Below are 19,581 nucleotides of genomic sequence, written 5' to 3' on the forward strand. Positions count from 1 at the left end.
CAGTGATTTACATATAATTTTCAAGTGAACGGACTTCAATTCATGAACTTGTAATTCAAAATTCAAAAGTGCGTTTTGGACATTCTAGAGTGTGATATTTGTTGGTTTTTAAACATCTTTTAATTTTATGGGACACTAGTGTACTGAAATATGTCGAAAGAGGCTGTTATAAAAAACAGCCTCTTTCATTTGTATAAAATATCTATCGGTATCATTACATAAGCATAATTCTACCTAACTCTTATTTAATCAACAACACAAACAATGCACTTTATCGATAAAACAATGCGCTTTATCGAATTTATACAATAAGAACATCTCTTAAAACATCATTCCGATAAAGTTGACGGATATTTGTACTGTTGTTAAACAAGAACGCTATAGATAACATAGAATAAACAATATATTTTCAGATTAGTTAGTTGTTTAAAATTCATGGTTGGTTTAGATTTTTACTGTTGTTTATTTTTGGGGTAGTTTAACATGTAACAATGTTAATTTAATAAGCACGGTAATCAAGAGGCTGTCCGAAAGGACAGCTTCTTTTTTTTGCATACTCCCGTGCTATCACTTCTTTTTCTTTTCAGCCATATACACTATATTCGCAAGACAAAAATCAGTTGTAATATGTCTGCCACTGCCAAAGAACTATTCGACTCCCCATACGGAGCAGCTCCATTTAGCAAAATAAAAACATCCGATTATCTCCCGCTCATAGAAGGAGAAATAGAAAATACCCGAAAGGAGATAGAGCACATCACTTCCAATCCGATGCCTCCCGATTTTTCCAATACCGTAGAGGCTTTGGAATTTTCAGGAGAATATTTAGACAGGCTAAGCAGCATGTTTTTTAATATCAACAGCGCAGAAACCAACACAGAAATCCAACAACTAGCCCAGAAGATTTCACCTCTGCTCACTGAGTTTTCCAACGACATCCGACTCAACGAAGTGCTCTTTCGCCGTGTCGAAGCCGTTTACTCCCAAAGGAACAATCTCAACCTAAGTCCAGAGCAACACACTTTACTCGAAAAGCAGTACAAGAGTTTTGCTAGAAACGGAGCTGCACTAGACGAAGACGATAAGAAAAAACTGCGAAAAATAGACTCTGAACTCTCCTCGCTTAGCCTCAAATTCGGCGAGAATGTACTGGCAGAAACCAACAAGTTCGAACTTCAAATCACCGATAGCGAACAACTTTCAGGAATTCCAGAAGGAGCAGTTGAAGCCGCAAAAAATCTCGCAGAAAGCAGAGATAAAGAGGGGTGGATTTTTACCCTCGACTACCCCAGCTTCATCCCTTTTATGACCTATGCAAACAACCGCCAACTCCGCAAAAAAATGTTACTCGCATCGGGAAGTAAAGCCTTTCACAACGATGATCTGGACAACCAGAACACCGTACTCAAAATAGCGAGACTCAGAAGCGAAAGAGCTCAACTACTAGGCTATAAAACCCACGCTCACTACGTACTCGAAGAACGTATGGCAGGGAGCCCCGAAAGGGTTGATGAATTTCTGAACGAACTACTTCAAAAAGCAAAGCCGGCAGCTTTAAGAGAATTTGAAAAATTACAGCAATTCGCCAGCCAACAGGATGGAATCTCCCAATTACAGAAATGGGATGGAGCCTATTACACCGAAAAATTAAAACAAAAGCTCTTTGATCTAGACGACGAAAAACTCAAACCTTATTTCAAACTGGAAAACGTTGTTCAAGGTGTATTCACCATTGCACATAAACTCTACGATCTAAATTTTGAGGAGATAAACGATATAGACAAATACCACGAAGAAGTACGCACCTACAAGGTAACAGATTCCAACGGTAGGTATATAGCCTTGTTTTACGCCGATTTTTTCCCCAGACCGGGAAAGAGAAACGGAGCATGGATGACATCTTACAAATCTCAGGCCGTAAAAAACGGCCGAGAAGAACGCCCCCATATTTCGATTGTCTGCAACTTTACCAGGCCTACTAAAACCAAACCATCACTGCTCACCTTTAACGAAGTCACCACCTTGTTTCACGAGTTCGGACATGCCCTTCACGGCATGCTTGCCGATACGGTTTACCCATCGTTAAGCGGAACCAGTGTGTATTGGGATTTTGTCGAGCTACCCAGCCAGGTGCTGGAAAACTGGTGTTATGAAAAAGAAGCTCTCAAACTCTTTGCTAAACACTACCAAACAGGAGAAGACCTCCCTATGAAATACATCGAAAAGATAAAGAAATCGTCTAATTTTATGGAAGGGATACAAACTTTGAGACAACTGAGTTTCGGACTTCTAGACATGAGCTGGCACGCCAAAGATCCCTCCTTTATTTCGGATGTTAAAAAACATGAAGACGAGGTGTTTTCAGCGACTAATCTCTACCCTGAAACACCACAAACCTGTATGAGTACTGCCTTCTCTCATATTTTTCAAGGCGGATATTCATCTGGATACTACAGCTATAAGTGGGCAGAGGTACTCGATGCAGACGCTTTCGAACTCTTTAAGGAAAAAGGCATATTCAACAAGGAGGTAGCCAATAGCTTTAAAAACAATGTTCTTTCAAAAGGAGGTACGGAAAACCCCGTAATCCTATACGAGCGGTTCCGCGGACAACAACCCAAACCCGACGCCCTACTGAAGAGGGCTGGATTGATTTAAAGAGGTTTTAGCACATTGTCATCAACGGCATTGGCTACTTCCTAATAGTCAGACAAAGGCTGCAGGCTGTTGTGTTCCCCTCGGGTAGGTTTTAATTCAGTAGCAACAAAAGCACCATCCACACTATAGGAATTCCCTCCACCCAAAAACTACAGTAGTACTTTTTCTGATCTACTCGGGAATACCACAGTGCCAACCCTAAAAGCTCTGAAGTGATAAGCAGTCCAAAAAAATCTGACCAACCGCTTTTTTGTTTAAGCAACTCCATAAACAACACCAGTAGTAGGATAAGCGCTCCGATATATCTGGTGTTTTTGACTCCAACTTTCTGAGGTATGGTTCCCAGCGACAAGTCGTCTACCGCCATATCGCGTATTTCAAAAGGAATTGTCAGTACAATCACAAAGAGAAATCGCTGAATCCCTTCTATTATCATATCTTCTCCCAACAATCCGACAGATCCCGATGCATCCAAATTATTGGCAAGTGGCAACCATACTGTAGCTCCACTCCACACCAAGGCTACGATAAAAATCTTAATTCCGGGAAAATTGCGGATATTACGCACAGAAGCATTGAGTGGAACGGCGTAAAAAAAACTCAACAGAATCAATCCAAAAAGCACTATAAGCCCTGGTAAACGAATGTGAATAAGACAATACGCGCAAATCGCAAAACACACAAAACTAAAGTATTGAATACTCTTCACATAGCGTGTACGCACCACATAAAACCTCCGTGCCTCACTCCCGTACTTTATAAAATTATAACCTACAATGGTTCCAAAAAACACCGATAGACACACATACCAGTCGAAAGGCAAGTCAAAATTAAATACAGTAATAACGGTGAGTGCGCAGGCAGACAAGGCCACATGTATACTCGCCTCTATATAAAAATTCAACAAGCGTATCAGTCGTTCCATCCCGCAAAAATAAAGAATAGAATGTATTCTTTTTTCACATAAGTTGCTCACCGAGTATTTTTTAACTTTATACAGTGGTTGAAAACTTTTTTACAACAACTTAAAAATGACCTCTTCACAAAAAATAATAATGTATTTTTGCGCGATAAGCACAATATAGGTAACTCATCTGTTTTTTTTGATGAGTTCCGCATCTTACACTTAAACACAGCTATGAGAACAGATTCTTTTGCAGTACGTCACATCGGCCCCGGAAAGGGAGAACTCGAGCAAATGTTAAATACAACCGGAGCATCGAGCTTGGATCAATTAATTGGTGAAACCATTCCCGACGATATCCGGCTCAACTCACCTTTAGAACTTCCTCAGGCCATGAGTGAAAGTGAGTTTATAGATCACATCCAAAAACTAGCTTCTTTAAATAAGGTATTCAAAACTTATATCGGGCTGGGGTACCACTCGAGCTTTACCCCTTCAGTTATAAAGAGAAATATTCTCGAAAATCCGGGATGGTACACTGCATACACCCCCTATCAGGCCGAAATTTCACAGGGCAGACTAGAAGCATTGCTCAATTTCCAGACTGCCGTATCCGACCTCACCGGGATGCCTCTGGCAAACGCTTCACTCTTAGATGAAGGAACCGCCGCAGCCGAAGCCATGGCTATGCTCTTTGAGCTCAGATCTAGAGAACAGAAAAAAAATGGCGCAATAAAATTCTTTGTTTCTGAAGAGGTGTTGCCACAGACGCTTTCCGTACTTCAAACTAGAGCCATTCCACTTGGAGTAGAATTGGTTATAGGCCATCCGGACGATTTCGACTTTTCAGCGGAATACTACGGAGCTATATTGCAATACCCCGGAAAGTACGGTGCTGTAAACAACTGTGAAGACTTTGTTGCCAAAGCTCATAAAAACAATATCAGTATAGCCATAGCTGCCGATATTCTCAGCCTTGCACTGCTCACACCTCCCGGAGAATTTGGCGCCGATGTAGTTGTAGGTACTACGCAGCGCTTTGGTATACCCCTGGGATACGGTGGACCTCACGCAGCTTTTTTCGCTACTCGAGAAGAATACAAGAGAAATATCCCTGGAAGAATAATAGGTGTCACCAAAGATGCCGATGGAAACAGAGCATTGCGTATGGCACTGCAGACTAGAGAACAGCACATAAAAAGAGATCGAGCTACTTCCAATATATGTACAGCTCAGGTACTTCTAGCTGTAATGGCCGGGATGTATGCCGTATATCACGGGCCTGAGGGAATCCACTATATTGCAAACAAGGTACACCATTCGGCAGTGACCCTAGACCGCGCCTTGCAACAACTAGGTTACCAACAGTCTAATTCCACCTATTTTGACACCTTAGTAGTCCAAGCCGAGGCCTCCAAAATAAGGGAAGCAGCTGAAGCTCGCGAGATAAACTTCCTGTATATCGACGAACAAACAGTTTCTATCGCTGTAAATGAAACAACCTCTATTGACGACCTCAATGAGATTGTAAGTGTATTTGCTGAGGTTGCAGGCACCACGGCTGTCACAATTGAAGAACTCGTCGATGAATCAACAATTCCGGAAGCCTTAAAACGTCAGTCTTCCTTTTTGGAAAATGAAGTTTTTAACCGTTATCATTCCGAAACAGCCTTGATGAGATATCTCAAGAAACTGGAACGCAAAGACCTTTCACTCACCCACTCCATGATATCCCTCGGATCATGCACTATGAAACTCAATGCCGCGTCCGAAATGCTTCCGCTAAGTATGGCGCAATGGGCCAACATTCACCCCTTTGTCCCTGTTGAACAAGCCGAAGGCTATCAGCAGGTACTAAGTGAACTGGAAAATCAACTCAGCATTATTACCGGCTTTGCAGGCACCTCTCTTCAACCCAATTCGGGTGCCCAGGGAGAATTTGCAGGGCTGATGGTCATTCGTGCATATCACGAAGCCAATGGCTCTTTCGATCGCAATATCTGTCTTATTCCCGCATCAGCACATGGCACCAATCCCGCATCAGCAGTGATGGCAGGAATGAAAGTAGTGGTTACTAAAACTGATGAAAGAGGAAATATAGATGTAGACGACCTCAGGGAAAAAGCGGAGAAATACAAAGATAATCTCGCTGCCCTAATGGTAACCTATCCGTCGACCCACGGGGTATTCGAATCTTCTATTAAGGAAATCACCGATATTATACACCAAAACGGAGGACAGGTTTATATGGACGGTGCCAACATGAATGCCCAGGTAGGTCTTACCAATCCTGCTACTATTGGAGCAGATGTTTGCCATCTCAACCTACACAAAACCTTTGCCATCCCACACGGAGGCGGAGGTCCCGGAGTAGGTCCTATCTGCGTAGCCTCCCACCTTGTACCCTTCCTGCCGTCCAATCCTGTTGTAAAAACAGGAGGAGAAAGAGGAATCACAGCAATTTCAGCTGCCCCATGGGGAAGTTCGCTGGTATGCCTTATCTCTTATGCCTATATCAAAATGCTAGGAGTAAACGGACTTACACAAGCCACTCAATACGCCATTCTCAATGCCAACTATATCAAAGAAAGGCTAAACGGTCATTTTGACGTACTCTACACCGGAGAAAGAGGAAGAGCTGCACACGAAATGATAGTAGATTGTCGCGAATTCAAGAAAAAAGGTATTGAAGTAACCGATATAGCAAAACGTCTTATGGATTACGGTTTCCACGCTCCCACAGTTTCCTTCCCGGTGGCAGGTACCTTGATGATAGAACCCACTGAAAGTGAAAACAAAGAAGAACTGGATCGTTTCTGTGACGCTATGATCGCAATACGTAAGGAAATTGAAAGCGCTAGTCCGGATGACGGCGATAATAATGTGCTTAAAAATGCTCCTCATACCCTCGAAATGCTCACAGCTGATAAATGGAGCCATCCGTATAGCAGAGAACAGGCGGCATTTCCGTTGGAACACCTGAGGGAAAATAAATTTTGGCCAGCTGTAAGGCGAGTAGACGACGCCTATGGAGATCGTAATCTCATCTGTACCTGTGCACCTATAGAATCTTATATCGAGGCAGAATAAAACCGATAAGACTCAATTAAACAAGGCTTTATGACATCGTTTCTCATAAAGCCTTGTTTTTTTGGCTCCATTCCAGAATTGACAAAACTTCAAATATCAGATTGAGCATCGTGCTTTTTAGTACACCACTTAACAAAAATAAATTTCTATTGCATACCTTAGCAGAAATCATCGACCAATGAATATCAAGATCACCGGAACAGGATGTTATATCCCTTCCGAAAAAAGACCGAATTCTGACTTTCTTCGGCACGAATTTTACGATGCTGATGGAGTTCCATTCGACCTTCCAAACGAAACCATTATTAAAAAATTTGAAGCTATAACAGGCATATCCGAACGCCGTTATGCCAACCAAGAACTCAACACTTCAGATATTGCTTTTGAGGCTGCAGAAAACGCCATAAAGGATTCCGGTATAGACCCGGAAACCCTCGATTATATCATAGTAGCTCACAATTTAGGCAACGTCAATCACAACAGTATACAAGGAGACTTTATTCCTTGTCTTGCCGCTCGTGTAAAACACAGACTCAACATCAGCAATCCGAAATGCGTGGCATACGACCTCATTTTCGGTTGCCCCGGATGGGTTGAGGGCTTGATTCAGGCTCAGGCTTTTATACGCGCCGGTATGGCCGACAAGTGCTTGGTAATAGGCGCAGAGATACTGTCACGTATCACCGACAAACACGATCGCGATGCCATGATATTTTCAGACGGTGCAGGTGCCACCGTTGTAGAACGCTGTGAAGAAGACTGTGGCATTCTCTCCTTCGAAAGTGCGAGCTATACCCAGAATGAAGTGGGATATCTCTTTTATGGAAATTCGTATAACAAGTCGTTGTCACAAAATATTCGCTATATCAAAATGCACGGTAGAAAAATCTACGAATTCGCCTGTACTCACGTCCCTCAAGCTATGAAAGCATGTCTTGATAAAAGCGGAATCTCCATTGATGACGTCAGTAAAATATTCATTCACCAAGCCAATGAAAAAATGGACACTGCCATTATCAAGCGTTTCTATCGTCTCTACCAAAAACCAGTCCCTACTGGCATTATGCCGATGAACATACACAAAATGGGCAATAGCTCTGTGGCCACCATTCCCACGCTACTCGATATGGTCAAAAAAGGGAATATCGAGAAACAATCCATTCACAAAGGAGATGTTATTATCTTTGCAAGTGTAGGAGCCGGCATGAATATCAATGCCGTAGTGTATAAATGCTGATTATGTACGAAAACAATTTTCCAGACAAACGATACGGGCTCACACTCGCTTTTTTAAAGCAACACCTCGCGACAAATGCACGGATATTAGACCTAGGCACACACAACCCTTTTACCGATATCATGCAGGCCGAAGGATTTGAAGTAACCAACACTCAGGGAGAAGACCTCGATATCGATGTAAGTTCTGTACAAAAGGACAGCTACAACGCCGTAACCGCTTTTGAAATTTTCGAACATCTAGTATCTCCTTTTAATGTGCTTAACGCTATCAAGGCCGACAAACTGATTGCTTCTGTGCCCTTGAAGTTGTGGTTTGCCTCGGCATATCGAAGCAAAACCGATATGTGGGACAGACATTATCACGAATTTGAAGACTGGCAATTCGACTGGTTGCTCGAAAAAGCAGGGTGGGAAATAAAAGCTAGAAAAAAATGGACCAATCCAGTTAAGAAAATAGGCTTCAGACCACTACTGCGATACTTCACCCCGAGATACTATATAGTGTATGCGGAAAGAAAAAGCTAGCTCTTCTGGCTCAACACAAAAAACAACCATACCCCTATAAACTCCCTTCCATAAAAGGACGTATTCCTCGTTTTATGACGGTCATGGTTTTCCACAAGTGGTTTTTTACCGTTTTGGTAGTAATCCCCAATATGGCTGCAATTTCGGCATTGCTTTTTCCCTGTTCTCTGGAGAGTCTGTATATCTTCCTTTTCTGCACTGGCAGTTGATTTACAATATCTCCAACAATAGCACAATACTCTTTATAATAAAGTTGGGTTTCTGTTTGATTGTGAGATTTAGACTTGGTTACCGCCTCCCACAACTCTTCTCTAGCCGTTTCTCTACGCATGGTATCTCTCAGGTAATTGTAGGTAAGGTTTCTAGCCATAACAAATATCAATGTATAAAAGGTAGCAGGTTTAATCTTTTCTCGTTTTTGCCAAATACGTATAAAAACTTCCTGAACGATCTCATCTGCGGCATATCCAGATTTCGTGTAGGACAGCACAAAAAAGTAGAGTTTTTTTCTCATCAGTATAAATAGCCGTCCAAAGGCAATCCTATCGCCGCGCTTAATCCCTTTGATCAACTCAATATCCAATTGACATCTGCTTTGTTTCATTGTGTTAGAGTATCAGCGTTATGAATTTTACTTGAGACCAAATCAATATACAGAAACAAAAGTGAAGCAAAATCTCACAATAACTCATGATGTTTTTCTATAAAAAAACACACAAAATACCACCCAAACGGAAATAATAACTCCAATTTGTGTATATTTACATTCAAGGCATAAATACCTCTACAACTTACTTAAAAAGTAAGAAAACACTACAAATATATAAACATATAGTGTATTAAAAAATTATTTACAAACTTTAACACTCACTTCGTTTAATGAAACTTGACAAATCTTTTATGCTCGATCGTATCAAGACGCACTATCGATTCAAGAGAGATATCGATTTAGCGAGGCATTTGGGCATAAAACCACAGGTGCTGTCCAACTGGCGAAAAAGAAATTCTTTCGACGCCCAACTGTTGTACACAAAATGTGATGAAATAAATCCATCCTGGTTACTCACCGGGGATGAGCCTATGTTGTTATCAGAACTGCAAAGCATACACAGTATACAAGAAGAAAGTGGCACCTACTTCTTACAGGAAAAAATCAGCGCTATGGAACATCAAATCAATGCCTTACGAGAAACAAATGCAGCTCTTAAAGAAGCCAATGCCGCATTTAGGGAAACCATTGATTTTCTAAAAAAACGGATCTCAGATTTGGAGACAAAAAGCTAGTGAAAGTAACGCGCAAATACGAGCATCACTTTCTCAGAACTGTCGAGATCTGAAATGTCTTCAAATTACCAGCTATGGTACAACTCACCCTTTTAATATCCCTCTTGAAATAACAATTTTCTGTATTTCGGAAGTACCTTCATAGATTTGAGTAATTTTGGCATCTCGCATAAGGCGTTCTACATGATAGTCTTTCACATATCCGTTCCCTCCGTGAATTTGCACAGCTTCGACGGTAACATTCATAGCCGTCTGTGAGGCGTAAAGTTTGGCCATGGCGCCAGAGAGATCGTAATTATTTCCCTGATCTTTGTCCCACGCCGCTTTAAGCACCAGATGCCTTGCCGCCTCTATCTGTGTATGCATATCGGCCAGCTTAAAGGCTATGGCCTGATGGTTACAGATTTCCGTACCGAAAGCCTTTCGTTCTTTTGAGTATTTCAACGCCAGTTCGTAAGCGCCAGAAGCAATGCCCAAGGCTTGACTCGCAATACCTATCCGTCCTCCAGAAAGCGTTTTCATAGCAAAGTTAAAGCCAAATCCGTCCTCGCCGATACGATTTTCTTTAGGCACTTTTACGTCATTGAATATTAGAGAGTGTGTATCGCTACCTCGTATACCGAGTTTATTTTCTTTGGGACCAATCTCAAATCCCTCCATTCCCTTTTCTACGATAAAAGCATTGATCCCACGGTGTTTTTTTTCGGGATGAGTTTGAGCGATAACCAAGTAAACACTGGCAGTACCTCCATTGGTAATCCAGTTTTTAGTTCCGTTCAACACATAGTGGTCGCCCTGTTCTACAGCAGTCGTTTTTTGTGAAGTTGCATCGCTTCCCGCTTCGGGTTCTGACAGACAGAAAGCTCCGATAATCTCACCAGTAGCAAGCCTAGTCAGATATTTCCTTTTTTGCTCTTCAGTACCAAAATTCTCCAATCCCCAACACACCAATGAGTTGTTGACACTCATCACCACCGAAGCCGAGGCATCTACTTTAGATATCTCTTCCATCGCAAGGGCGTACGATACCGTATCTAAGCCACTCCCTCCGTAATCAGGTGAAACCATCATTCCCAGAAAACCCAGACTGCCCATAGCACGTATCTGCTCGGTAGGAAAAAGTTGTTTTTCATCTCTTTCAACAACTCCGGGAAGCAGTTCGTTACGGGCAAAATCCCTAGCCGCATCACGGATCATAAGCTGTTCTTCGCTAAGTGTGAAATCCATATTCTTCTCAATTGTTTTTGATGTGAAATAACATTGACGATTATTCATTTAAAAGACCTCAATAGAGGTTCTAAATGAATTTTTATCAAAAATATATTTTATTTTCTAAATATAACACATTTACAGGAAGTCGTTATAAATTTTATTTTACTAATTTTAGGCCACCTATAAAAGTAATTAGTAAAAACTCAATCGGTCAATGAACTCATCGGTTTATCGACAGTTCACTACCACCTAAACAAACAATATGAAAGAACTGCTAAAACAATATGAAAACAGAGCCCCCGAGATTGTATTCCACTGGAGAGATCAGGAAACAGAAGCCGAGGGGTGGACCGTGATCAATTCTCTTCGTGGAGGAGCATCGGGTGGAGGAACCCGAATGCGGAAAGGACTGGACATGGACGAGGTACTGTCGTTGGCCAAAACCATGGAAGTAAAATTTACCGTATCAGGACCAGCCATAGGAGGTGCAAAATCTGGAATTAATTTCGATCCTAAAGACCCTCGTAAAAGAGGAGTCTTAGAACGCTGGTACAAGTCAGTATCCCCCTTGCTCAAAAGCTATTACGGCACCGGTGGAGATCTCAATGTAGATGAAATCCACGAAGTGATTCCCATCACCGAAGACTGTGGAGTTTGGCATCCTCAAGAAGGGGTTTTTAACGGTCATTTCAAACCCACCGAAGCCGACAAAATAAACCGGATAGGCCAACTCCGACAGGGCGTGATAAAAGTGATTGAAAACAATCGATACGCCCCAGATATTACGAAAAAATATACTGTGGCCGATATGATTACCGGTTACGGAGTGGCCGAAGCCGTACGCCATTACTACGAAATCTATGGCGGAGATGTAAAAGGAAAAAGAACCGTAGTACAAGGATTTGGAAATGTAGGAGGTGCTGCCGCATTTTTCCTAGCTCAAATGGGAGCTACTGTAGTAGGGATTATGGATGTTTCTGGAGGCGTTATTCAGCAAGAAGGCTTTTCTTTCGAAGAAATCAAAGCACTTTTTCTCAACAAAAAAGGCAATGCACTGGTTCACGACAAGCTGCTCTCCTTCGATGAAGTGAATAAAAAAATATGGGATCTCAAAGCAGAGGTATTCGCACCCTGTGCCGCTTCGCGACTAATCACCAAAGAACAGATTACCCGACTGATGGATCAAGGACTGGAAGTAGTATCTTGCGGTGCTAACGTACCTTTTGCCGACAGAGAAATCTTCTTTGGTCCCATTATGGAATACACTGATAAACGACTAAGCCTTATTCCTGATTTTATATCAAATTGTGGTATGGCTAGGGTATTTGCTTACTTTATGGAAGGCCGAGTGAGTATGGACGACGAAGCCATCTTCGGAGATGTTTCCAATACCGTAAAGAAAGCACTGACTACCACCCATGCCCAAAGTTCGCTAAAAACCGGAATCAGTAGTACAGCCTACGAAATAGCCTTAAAACAGTTGGTGTAAAACAAGCCAATTTTATAGCGCAATTACCGATTTGGTCGAAATGTCGTTTTTTGCTCGACCTCTTCTTCTTTTTATTTATATTTGATGCTGGCTAAATCCCTGATTTTCCATAGTGATTTAGAGAGATGCAAATATAATTTTATTGCGCTTTAGTCGTTTTACTAAAAAATAAAGATACACAATGACACTATTTCAAGACGTTGCCCAAAACCTGCCCGAAGAGGTTATTCCCGAAGAAAAAACCCTGTCTATTATCGACTTGATTATCAATGGAGGTACTGCCAGTGTTATCATTATCTTGATTCTATTCGTGCTTCTTTTTGTAGCACTTTACATTTACTTCGAGCGGATATTTGCCATTAAGGCAGCTTCGAAAGTAGATGGAAATTTTATGAATCAAATACGAGATCATGTGAGTAGTGGAAAACTGGAGGCAGGAAAAGAGCTCTGTGCACAAACGGATGCCCCGGTAGCACGACTCATAGAAAAGGGAATATCCCGTATAGGAAAACCACTGGAAGACATCAATAAGGCCGTAGAAAACGCCGGGACTCTAGAGGTGTATAAACTGGAAAAAAATGTGAGCATACTCGCCACTGTGGCAGGAGCTGCTCCTATGTTAGGATTTCTCGGAACTGTAGTAGGTATGATTATTGCCTTTCACGAAATGGCAAGCAAAGGAGGACAGGCTGAAATAGGTTCATTGGCATCCGGGATATATACCGCCATGACCACAACGGTGGCCGGGCTAATCGTAGGTATTATTGCCTATATAGGATACAATCACCTAGTGGTACGTACCGATAAGGTGGTACACCAAATGGAAGCTAATGCCGTAGAGTTTATGGATTTGCTCGACGAACCGGCCTGATAATGGGAACGCGTTTTCATCATTGCAAATCTCATTATTCCAACAGTTGGAAGAATTTCTTTTTTCACCTGTACTGTTGAAGTTCCTTGGGGTGCTGTGCTAGTGGGGATTCTTCAGCAGCTGTCGGCGACGGAGACCAGACTGCACTGTGAACAACAGTGCATATTGTAAATATTTGACTTAAATTTATTGATGTGAAACTCAAAGGACGAAATAAAGTATCTGCAGAATTCAGCATGGCATCTATGACTGATATAGTATTCCTGCTCCTGATATTCTTTATGCTTACCTCCAGTACACCCAATGCATTAGACTTACTTTTGCCCAAAGCCAAAGGGAAGTCTACCAACGTGCAAAACGTTTCGGTAAGCATCAATAAAAAGCTGGAATACTTTATGGACAATCAGAAAATAAACCCGGAATTTCTGGAAACCGAGCTCAAGCGCAAATTGAAAGGACAGGATACTCCCACTATTATTCTCCGCGCAGAAGAAGGAGTCCCTATTGAAAAGGCTGTGAATGTAATGGATATAGCCAACAGAAACAACTTTAAAGTAATATTGGCCGTAAGACCTGAATAGCGATGTCGTTACTAGATACCCGACATAAGAGAAAATCGTTTACCCTGACTACCCTACTGCTCACGGCACTGATATTACTGCTGTTTTATATGGGGTTGAGCTATATCGATCCGCCTGAAGAAAACGGAATTACAATAAACCTGGGATATGCCGAGTTGGGTTCAGGAGACATTCAGCCTCCCACCCCTGTTGAAATAGCATCGAAAGAAAAAGCTGAAGAAGAAACAATTGAGGAAACAGTTTCTGAACCGGAGGTCGTTCCTGTAAAAGAACCGGAAGAAGAAGTACTCACTAGCAATTCTGAAGAAGCTCCTGTTATAAAACCAAAAACCGAAAATGAAGTAAAGAGCGAAAAACCGGAACCCAAACCTGTAGAAAAGGAACCCGAAGAAAAACCCGACCCTCCAAAACCGGCAAAATCTACCGCGGATGCAATCTCTAAAATACTTCAGGGGAAAAAGGAAACGGGAACGGAAAATAAAGGAGAAGGCAACGACGATCAAGCAGGCGATAAAGGCAATCCGGAAGGTGATCCCTATGCAAGCAGTTATTACGGCGATTCCGGATCGGGTACGGGAGAAGTGGGATATGGCCTTAGCGGACGATCATTGCAATCCCGAGGTAAAGTTGAGCAAGATTGTAATGAAGAAGGCAAAGTAGTAGTACGTATAGCCGTAGACCGTAACGGCAATGTAATTAATGCACAACCTGGTGTAAAAGGAACTACCAACAGCAGTCCTTGCCTATTAGAACCGGCAAAAAGGACGGCTCTTTTATTTAAATGGGATCCCGCTCCCGATGCTCCTACAAGACAAATCGGTTATGTGGTAGTCAATTTCAGTCTCGGAAGATAGCATAAAAGTAATTTATCAACACGATAACACCTTCATCAAACCAGATGACTTATCAAGAAACACTGCAGTGGATGTTCGACCAACTTCCCGCATATCAGCAGCAGGGAGCTTCAGCCCTGAAGCACAAATTAGACAATATTCTCAAATTCTGTAACCATCTCGGAAACCCGGAAAAACAGTTGCGCACAATCCATGTCGCAGGAACAAATGGGAAGGGATCTGTAAGTCATATGATTGCCTCCATACTACAAGAGGCAGGCTATAAAACCGGATTGTACACCTCCCCTCATCTCAAAGATTTTCGCGAGCGGATAAAGATAGGAGGACTAGAGGTTCCGGAAGATTTTGTCGTGAGGTTTATAGCCGACAACAAAGCTTTTCTAGAGGCACACCAACTCTCCTTCTTTGAAATGACCGTAGGTATGGCCTTCGATTTTTTTGTCAGCCAACACACAGATATCGCTGTGATAGAAGTAGGTTTGGGGGGTCGCTTAGATTCTACTAATATCATCACACCAGAGGTGTCCGTAATAACAAATATAGGCTACGACCACACTGATATTCTCGGTCATACCTTAGCCGAGATAGCTTTCGAAAAATCAGGCATCATAAAACCAGGTGTGCCTGTAGTAATCAGTGAATACCAACCGGAAACGCTCCCCGTATTCGAGCAGGTGGCTAAATCGTGTAACTCCCCTCTTCTGCTCGCCGAAAAACTATGTGATAAAAATTTAATAAGCGACCTCAAAGGAATCTATCAAAAGAGAAATATTTGCGCCGCCATCACCGCGGCTTCGCAGCTTAAGCACTTTACAATAAGTCGGGAAAACATCAAATCCGGACTGGCTAATGTAGTAAAAAACACCGGTCTTAAAGGTCGTTGGCAGCAGTTAAAAGCACATCCCAAAGTCATTTGCGATACCGCTCACAATGCCGAAGGACTAAAACTGGTTATGCAGCAGTTACGGGAAGAAAGTTACGTGCACTTACGCATCGTATTCGGAGTAGTAAAAGAGAAAAAACTGGAAGACATCCTTCCTCTACTACCAAAAAAAGCCACCTATTATTTCACAGCTCCAGAAATCGCCAGGGCACTACCGGCAGCCACGCTCCACAAACGCGCCTCGGAGTACGAATTAAAAGGATCGATTTACAACACTGTAAGTCAGGCTTATAAAAGCGCACTTTCAGAAGCCGACAAAAACGACCTCATATACATAGGCGGCAGCACCTTTGTGGTAGCCGAAGTACTGTAATTTTGTAGGTTGTAAAAATGTGCAAATATTTTTTGCATCTGTGGAAAACAATTGTATTTTTGCATCCGCTATTGAGAACAAGCCCGGTTATCCCGGGACAACAATAGCAAAAGTTCTTTAAAATCTGTAAGTTCTCTTGCAGTATTATATTCAAATAATCATTTTTGGGCTCTTAGCTCAGCTGGTTCAGAGCACCTGCCTTACAAGCAGGGGGTCACTGGTTCGAATCCAGTAGGGCCCACAGGAAAACTATTGGTTTTTTGGTGTACACAAAAAAATGATTAAGGGCTCTTAGCTCAGCTGGTTCAGAGCACCTGCCTTACAAGCAGGGGGTCACTGGTTCGAATCCAGTAGGGCCCACACATTTTAAGCCTCCTTTTTAGGGAGGCTTTTTTTTTGACCTGGATATTATTACAATCAATTACTGTCCGAAGTTCATTTCTTTAAATCCAATAAGGCCTACAAAAAAACCATTGGTTCTCTGGTGCACACACCTATTACCTAAAGGACGACACACTCCCCTCCAGAAAAATAGCTGCTATATTTCTAAAAAGTACGGTATACCTCTCCTTATATTTATCCGGGAAGAATAACAACTAAAAAAAATCCGTATTTTTGTTTTAAAGCCATAAGTCATGCTCTTTAAAAAGAAGAAGACCATAAAAGTAGACGACGAGCAGTACGAGCTACTAAAAAATGCCGAGACCCGTATCCGTCAGAAAAAAAGACTGTACAACCATTTCGTGTTCTTTCTCATCGGTAGTGCTTTCATGGTAGTAGCTAACAAGGTACTCCATTACGGCGAACCGTACGACTGGTTTGTATGGGCTATTTCAGCTTGGACTTTTATCTTCGTCATCCATTGCTTTAACGTCTTTATCACTCATCGTTTTATGGGTAAAGAATGGGAAAAACAACAGCGAGAAAAACTGCTGCGTAAACAAAAAGAAAAAATTGCCCGTTTAGAACGTGACATAGAACAGGAATTTCTCAACTCCACCCCCGACAAAACTTCGTAAGCTTATGATCACCATGATTGCCGCCGCCGCAGAAAACAACGAACTCGGAAAAGACAATCAGCTATTATGGCATTTGCCCGACGATTTTAAACGCTTTAAGGCTCTCACCACAGCTCATCACATCATTATGGGCAGAAAGACCTTTGAAAGCTTTCCCAAACCGCTTCCCCATCGCACTCATATCGTCATTACTCGGCAAAAAGACTATAGCTCGGAAGGTTGTATTGTCGTCCACACTATCGAAGATGCCATTACTACGGCGCTGAGAGCCGACAAACACCCCTTTATCATAGGAGGTGGGGAAATTTACAAACTAGGACTTCCCTATTCACAGCAAATAGAACTCACTAGAGTACACGCTTCTTTTCCTCAAGCCGATGCATTTTTTCCCGAAATAAAGCTCGAAGAATGGGAGCTGATTCAATCTACACCCCACTCAGAAGACGAGCGGCACAAATATCCGTTCACCTATCTCACCTATAGGAGAAAATAAAGATAAATGACAAACTAATAACTACAAACATCACCTCATAAAATCACTCTCTCCTCCGGCAGGCAGACACTACCGTTGAGATGACAATCAATGTCGTCGTTCGGAGTGAAACGCAGTGAAGTATCTCAAAAAAGAGTTTCAAACTACTCTACCGTAACCGACTTGGCCAGATTGCGGGGCTGATCTACATTACACCCTCGCATCACGGCGATGTGGTAGCTGAGCAATTGTAGTGGTATTGTAGTGATAAGCGGACTCAAAGCTTCTGATATTTCGGGTATTTCGATTATGTGATCGGCAATTTCACGCACAGTAGTATCTCCTTCCATCACCACAGCGATGATTTTTCCCTTTCGCGACTTGATCTCCTGTATATTGCTCACCACCTTTTCGTAGTGTCCATATCGCGTAGCGATCACCACCACTGGCATTTGCTCGTCGATTAACGCAATAGGGCCGTGTTTCATTTCAGCCGCCGGATATCCTTCAGCGTGAATATAGGAGATTTCTTTGAGTTTAAGAGCCCCTTCAAGAGCTACCGGAAAGTTATACCCTCTTCCCAAGTAGAGGCAGTTGGGTGCCTCCTGATATAGCGATGCGATATGCTTGACGTGCTCGTTAATCTGAAGACATTGCTCCACCTTGTTTGGTACAGCTTCCATTTCGGTCAGGTAGCGCTGTAGTTCGGTACGAGAAATAGTACCTTTTGCAGAAGCAAGTTTAAGCGCCATCAAGGTCAGTACAGTAATTTGTGTGGTAAAGGCTTTGGTAGACGCCACTCCTATTTCCGGACCGGCATGGGTATAAGCTCCTGCATGCGATTCGCGAGCGATAGACGATCCTACCACATTACACACTCCAAACACAAAAGCTCCTTTTGCCTTTGCCAATTTTATAGCTGCCAGTGTATCGGCAGTTTCGCCCGATTGCGAAATCACAATCAGCACATCCTTTTCTGTGATTACGGGATTGCGATAACGGAATTCGGAAGCGTATTCCACTTCCACCGGAATACGTGTCAGATCTTCAAAGATATATTCCGCTACCAGTCCGGCGTGCCACGAAGTCCCACAAGCGGCAATAAGGATGCGATCGGCATGGAGGAATTTCTCCATGTAATCTTCCATCCCTGCCATCTTTATAATCCCTTCATCCGCACGTAAACGACCTCTATAGGTATCCTTGATAGCTTCAGGCTGCTCGTATATCTCCTTCAGCATAAAATGCTCATATCCTCCTTTTTCTATCTGCTCTAAATTCATTTGCAATTCCTGCACATAAGGCGCTACAAGCGAATCGTCTTTTATCTTGCGTATCTTAACCTCTTTTCCACGTCGCAATATAGCCATTTCCTCGTCCTCGAGATAAATGGCGTTGTTAGTATATTCGATAAACGGAGATGCATCAGAAGCCACAAAAAACTCATCTTCACCTATCCCAATAGCGAGGGGACTACCCAGTTTGGCGACCACCACCTCATTGGGCTTGGTCTTGTCAAACACAGCAATCGCATAAGCCCCGTGTACCTGGTTTAAAGCAACTTGTACCGCCTTGCCCAACTTAAGGTTTTCACGCTTCTTTACATCTTCTATCAGGTTTACCAAAACCTCTGTATCTGTATCGGAAGTAAAAGTATATCCTCTCTTTTTCAACTCCGCTTTTAGTGACTCGTAATTCTCAATAATACCGTTGTGCACTATAACCAGTTCACCAGAATTGGAGTAATGTGGATGCGAATTCACATCGTTAGGTACGCCGTGTGTAGCCCATCGGGTATGCCCTATCCCCAGAGTCCCTCCAAGAGGTATTTCTTCTTGTGCTCGCCGTTCCAGGTCGCTCACCTTACCCTGTGTTTTACTCAGTTGAATATCCTGACCGTCGTACAAGGCTATACCTGCACTGTCATACCCTCGGTATTCCAGTCGTTTAAGTCCTTTAATTACCACGGGATATGCCTCCCTATAACCTATATATCCTACAATTCCACACATACTCGACAATGTTTACAATTAAAACTCTTTACGTACCTACAAAAATATAACCGTCATCTTCATCAAACTGTTTCCTGTGTAAAAAATTGTAGTACGTATGTAAAATTATGATCAA

General features: G+C 42.4%; 16 protein-coding genes and 2 tRNA genes. 14 read left to right on the plus strand and 4 right to left on the minus strand.

Translation table 11 applies throughout. The annotated features are described in order from the left end of the window. The first annotated feature begins 627 nt into the window (after positions 1–627). On the plus strand, positions 628–2,658 hold the full coding sequence (locus ACYZZR_RS11790; protein WP_461534212.1) for a M3 family metallopeptidase: 2,031 nt from the start codon (positions 628–630) through the stop codon (positions 2,656–2,658). Positions 2,659–2,749: 91 nt separating this feature from the next. Here ACYZZR_RS11790 and ACYZZR_RS11795 read toward each other — a convergent pair whose 3' ends face one another. Further along, positions 2,750–3,583 (minus strand): UbiA prenyltransferase family protein, encoded by an 834-nt coding sequence (locus ACYZZR_RS11795; RefSeq protein ID WP_461534213.1) that lies wholly within the window; start codon positions 3,581–3,583, stop codon positions 2,750–2,752. 213 nt (positions 3,584–3,796) lie between these two features. Between ACYZZR_RS11795 and gcvP the strand changes: the two genes are divergently transcribed. The 3 genes from gcvP (at position 3,797) to ACYZZR_RS11810 (ending at position 8,416) form a co-directional block, all read left to right on the plus strand. Continuing rightward, positions 3,797–6,652, plus strand: a complete 2,856-nt coding sequence (gcvP, locus tag ACYZZR_RS11800) for an aminomethyl-transferring glycine dehydrogenase (protein ID WP_461534214.1) — start codon at positions 3,797–3,799, stop codon at positions 6,650–6,652. Positions 6,653–6,830: 178 nt separating this feature from the next. Further along, a complete protein-coding gene (locus ACYZZR_RS11805) occupies positions 6,831–7,889 on the plus strand; it encodes a 3-oxoacyl-ACP synthase III family protein (protein WP_461534215.1) in 1,059 nt (352 codons plus the stop codon). A 2-nt stretch (positions 7,890–7,891) separates the two neighbouring features. Continuing rightward, a complete protein-coding gene (locus ACYZZR_RS11810) occupies positions 7,892–8,416 on the plus strand; it encodes a methyltransferase domain-containing protein (protein ID WP_461534216.1) in 525 nt (174 codons plus the stop codon). 34 nt (positions 8,417–8,450) lie between these two features. On the opposite strand, the gene ACYZZR_RS11815 is transcribed toward ACYZZR_RS11810, so the two are convergent. After that, positions 8,451–9,020 carry an RNA polymerase sigma-70 factor gene (locus ACYZZR_RS11815; RefSeq protein ID WP_461534217.1) on the minus strand — a complete coding sequence of 190 codons (570 nt, stop codon included), beginning with the start codon at positions 9,018–9,020 and terminating at the stop codon, positions 8,451–8,453. A gap of 275 nt (positions 9,021–9,295) precedes the next feature. Here ACYZZR_RS11815 and ACYZZR_RS11820 point away from each other — a divergent pair, with 275 nt between their 5' ends. Then, entirely contained in the window at positions 9,296–9,700 is a 405-nt protein-coding gene (locus ACYZZR_RS11820; protein WP_461534218.1) for a helix-turn-helix domain-containing protein, read from the plus strand. A gap of 84 nt (positions 9,701–9,784) precedes the next feature. Here the strand turns inward: ACYZZR_RS11820 and ACYZZR_RS11825 are convergent, their stop codons facing one another. After that, a complete protein-coding gene (locus ACYZZR_RS11825; RefSeq protein WP_461534219.1) occupies positions 9,785–10,927 on the minus strand; it encodes an acyl-CoA dehydrogenase in 1,143 nt (380 codons plus the stop codon). Positions 10,928–11,174: 247 nt separating this feature from the next. Between ACYZZR_RS11825 and ACYZZR_RS11830 the strand changes: the two genes are divergently transcribed. The 9 genes from ACYZZR_RS11830 to ACYZZR_RS11870 all read left to right on the plus strand — a co-directional run bounded on the left by ACYZZR_RS11830 (position 11,175) and on the right by ACYZZR_RS11870 (position 17,475). Further along, a complete protein-coding gene (locus ACYZZR_RS11830; RefSeq protein WP_461534220.1) occupies positions 11,175–12,401 on the plus strand; it encodes a Glu/Leu/Phe/Val dehydrogenase dimerization domain-containing protein in 1,227 nt (408 codons plus the stop codon). 181 nt (positions 12,402–12,582) lie between these two features. Next, positions 12,583–13,272, plus strand: a complete 690-nt coding sequence (locus ACYZZR_RS11835; RefSeq protein WP_461534221.1) for a MotA/TolQ/ExbB proton channel family protein — start codon at positions 12,583–12,585, stop codon at positions 13,270–13,272. Positions 13,273–13,466: 194 nt separating this feature from the next. Beyond that, a complete protein-coding gene (locus ACYZZR_RS11840) occupies positions 13,467–13,853 on the plus strand; it encodes an ExbD/TolR family protein (RefSeq protein ID WP_461534222.1) in 387 nt (128 codons plus the stop codon). A 2-nt stretch (positions 13,854–13,855) separates the two neighbouring features. Next, positions 13,856–14,707 carry an energy transducer TonB gene (locus tag ACYZZR_RS11845; RefSeq protein ID WP_461534223.1) on the plus strand — a complete coding sequence of 284 codons (852 nt, stop codon included), beginning with the start codon at positions 13,856–13,858 and terminating at the stop codon, positions 14,705–14,707. A gap of 44 nt (positions 14,708–14,751) precedes the next feature. Then, positions 14,752–15,963 (plus strand): bifunctional folylpolyglutamate synthase/dihydrofolate synthase, encoded by a 1,212-nt coding sequence (locus tag ACYZZR_RS11850; RefSeq protein ID WP_461534224.1) that lies wholly within the window; start codon positions 14,752–14,754, stop codon positions 15,961–15,963. 166 nt (positions 15,964–16,129) lie between these two features. Next, a tRNA-Val gene (locus tag ACYZZR_RS11855) sits at positions 16,130–16,204 on the plus strand. Between the two features lie 44 nt (positions 16,205–16,248). Beyond that, positions 16,249–16,323 (plus strand) — tRNA-Val (locus tag ACYZZR_RS11860). A gap of 275 nt (positions 16,324–16,598) precedes the next feature. After that, on the plus strand, positions 16,599–16,982 hold the full coding sequence (locus ACYZZR_RS11865) for a 2TM domain-containing protein (protein WP_461534225.1): 384 nt from the start codon (positions 16,599–16,601) through the stop codon (positions 16,980–16,982). Positions 16,983–16,986: 4 nt separating this feature from the next. Continuing rightward, the gene (locus ACYZZR_RS11870) at positions 16,987–17,475 is read left to right on the plus strand and encodes a dihydrofolate reductase (RefSeq protein ID WP_461534226.1); all 489 of its coding nucleotides are present in this window, start codon (positions 16,987–16,989) and stop codon (positions 17,473–17,475) included. A gap of 143 nt (positions 17,476–17,618) precedes the next feature. Here the strand turns inward: ACYZZR_RS11870 and glmS are convergent, their stop codons facing one another. Then, on the minus strand, positions 17,619–19,466 hold the full coding sequence (glmS, locus tag ACYZZR_RS11875) for a glutamine--fructose-6-phosphate transaminase (isomerizing) (RefSeq protein ID WP_461534227.1): 1,848 nt from the start codon (positions 19,464–19,466) through the stop codon (positions 17,619–17,621). Between the last annotated feature and the right edge of the window lie 115 nt (positions 19,467–19,581).

This window comes from Sinomicrobium sp. (genome assembly GCA_029266035.1).
Classification (GTDB): Bacteria; Bacteroidota; Bacteroidia; order Flavobacteriales; family Flavobacteriaceae; genus Sinomicrobium.

Coding starts and splice junctions, on each gene's coding strand:
- ACYZZR_RS11810 (WP_461534216.1), top strand. CDS start 7,892: ATGTACGAAAACAATTTTCCAGACAAACGATACGGGCTCACACTCGCT.
- ACYZZR_RS11870 (WP_461534226.1), top strand. CDS start 16,987: ATGATCACCATGATTGCCGCCGCCGCAGAAAACAACGAACTCGGAAAA.
- gcvP (WP_461534214.1), top strand. CDS start 3,797: ATGAGAACAGATTCTTTTGCAGTACGTCACATCGGCCCCGGAAAGGGA.
- ACYZZR_RS11805 (WP_461534215.1), top strand. CDS start 6,831: ATGAATATCAAGATCACCGGAACAGGATGTTATATCCCTTCCGAAAAA.
- ACYZZR_RS11835 (WP_461534221.1), top strand. CDS start 12,583: ATGACACTATTTCAAGACGTTGCCCAAAACCTGCCCGAAGAGGTTATT.
- ACYZZR_RS11845 (WP_461534223.1), top strand. CDS start 13,856: ATGTCGTTACTAGATACCCGACATAAGAGAAAATCGTTTACCCTGACT.
- ACYZZR_RS11830 (WP_461534220.1), top strand. CDS start 11,175: ATGAAAGAACTGCTAAAACAATATGAAAACAGAGCCCCCGAGATTGTA.
- ACYZZR_RS11790 (WP_461534212.1), top strand. CDS start 628: ATGTCTGCCACTGCCAAAGAACTATTCGACTCCCCATACGGAGCAGCT.
- ACYZZR_RS11865 (WP_461534225.1), top strand. CDS start 16,599: ATGCTCTTTAAAAAGAAGAAGACCATAAAAGTAGACGACGAGCAGTAC.
- ACYZZR_RS11825 (WP_461534219.1), bottom strand. CDS start 10,927: ATGGATTTCACACTTAGCGAAGAACAGCTTATGATCCGTGATGCGGCT.
- ACYZZR_RS11795 (WP_461534213.1), bottom strand. CDS start 3,583: ATGGAACGACTGATACGCTTGTTGAATTTTTATATAGAGGCGAGTATA.
- ACYZZR_RS11815 (WP_461534217.1), bottom strand. CDS start 9,020: ATGAAACAAAGCAGATGTCAATTGGATATTGAGTTGATCAAAGGGATT.
- ACYZZR_RS11850 (WP_461534224.1), top strand. CDS start 14,752: ATGACTTATCAAGAAACACTGCAGTGGATGTTCGACCAACTTCCCGCA.
- glmS (WP_461534227.1), bottom strand. CDS start 19,466: ATGTGTGGAATTGTAGGATATATAGGTTATAGGGAGGCATATCCCGTG.
- ACYZZR_RS11820 (WP_461534218.1), top strand. CDS start 9,296: ATGAAACTTGACAAATCTTTTATGCTCGATCGTATCAAGACGCACTAT.